Annotated in this window: 1 protein-coding gene; it reads right to left on the bottom strand. The window is 62.7% G+C overall.

The window, feature by feature from the left end; translation table 11 throughout:
* Positions 1-23 precede the first annotated feature (23 nt).
* On the bottom strand, positions 24-1280 hold the full coding sequence (locus AC1AYR_RS11705; RefSeq protein ID WP_476512699.1) for an ISL3 family transposase: 1257 nt from the start codon (positions 1278-1280) through the stop codon (positions 24-26).
* Positions 1281-1401: the final 121 nt, after the last annotated feature.

Genomic DNA, 1401 nt, shown 5'->3' with positions numbered 1-1401 from the left:
GAGGCTTCTGCTGTTTTCGTGGGTTAGGTTCTTGGTCGAGGCAGGTGTATGTCGAGTCCGCCGCATCGGAGCATGACGAGCGCGATGAGGTTGTTGACGTGGTGGAAGCCGTAGGCCATGCGTATGGTGACTTTGATCCTGTTGTTGAATGCCTCGAGTCTGGCGTTGGAGTAGCCGAGCCTGATGGTTTTGAGGATGTCGGGACGGCGTCTCCTGATCTTCCTGGAGAGCTCGACGATCTCGGGGATGCGTGAATGGGACGCCCAGAACACCCAGTGGTTCAACTCGCCTTCGGCTTGGTCGAGCGGGTGTTTGAGCAGTGTCCGGAGGAGTTCCTTGAGCTGCCATGAACGGTAGAGCTGTCCTTTGGGGTCGGTGTTCCGCAGGCCTTCGAACGCCTCCTCCTGTCTGTCGGTCAGCCGGTCGGGGTTCTTCAGGACCGCGTATTTGACGCCGCGCATGCGTCTGGTCGCCTCGTCGTCCCCGTCATGCCGCGCCTGGTTCCACAGGCGCTTCCTGACTTTGTCGAGCGCGTCGGTCATCCAGGAGACGATGTGGAACCCGTCCAATACGCGCTCGGCGTTCGGGCAGTGCTCATGCACGCATGAGTCGATCCACCTGGCCCCGTCGCCGGTGACGACCCTGATCGACGCCTTCTGCTCGTCGGTCAGCTGTCGGAAGAACAGGTCGAACACGTCCTTGCCGTACCCGTCGTGTGCCCAGATCACCCGATGCCGTTCGTGGTCGACGACGACGGTGATGTACGTGTGGCCCTTCCTGTAGCTGGTCTCGTCCACGCCGATCGACGTGAGGCCGTCGAACGGCGACGGCATCGACACCCTGAGACGCCCGGCGACCCTGCGTGCGATGTCGCCCGCGGTCCTCCACGCCACGTGCAGGAAACCGCTGACCGTCTTCTGGTTCGCGACGGTCATCAGCCACGCGCACTCCGCCTCGAAATCCCGGGTGAACCGGCTGCCCGGCTCCGCCCAAGGCACCTGGGCGACCACCACCCCGCACTGCGGGCAGTCCACGCGGGGCATCGCCGACACCAGCTCCACCCTGAAGCAGCCGAAATCCTGATGGCGCCAGCGGCGCACGCCGCCGCCCTGATCGTACCCGCGGCGCCTCCTCCCGCAGCGGGAGCATCTGAGCGCACCCTTGCGCGGACGCACCCGGATCTCGAGCACGGGCTCGGGACGCAACGGCGAGTCCACGATCCGCGCGTCCTCGACCACCATGTTTTTGACGTTGAGAAGCTGGTTGAATATGCTGTTCATCAGGCGCTTTTTGGCTGTGTTTTTCTTGGTCGTTAAACATCCTACCCAAAAAGCGCTCTTCTCTTACTCCCACAACGGCTCAACAACGAACCCACACCCACGAAAACAGCAATAGCGCCTT

The sequence above is a fragment of the Bifidobacterium sp. LH_417 genome, assembly GCF_056357035.1.
The sequence above is the reverse complement of the archived record's forward strand: the minus strand, read 5'-3'. Positions and strand labels throughout refer to the sequence as shown.

What these genes read in the sequence shown, in the direction of transcription:
- AC1AYR_RS11705 (WP_476512699.1), bottom strand. Translation starts at nt 1,280, where the DNA reads ATGAACAGCATATTCAACCAGCTTCTCAACGTCAAAAACATGGTGGTC.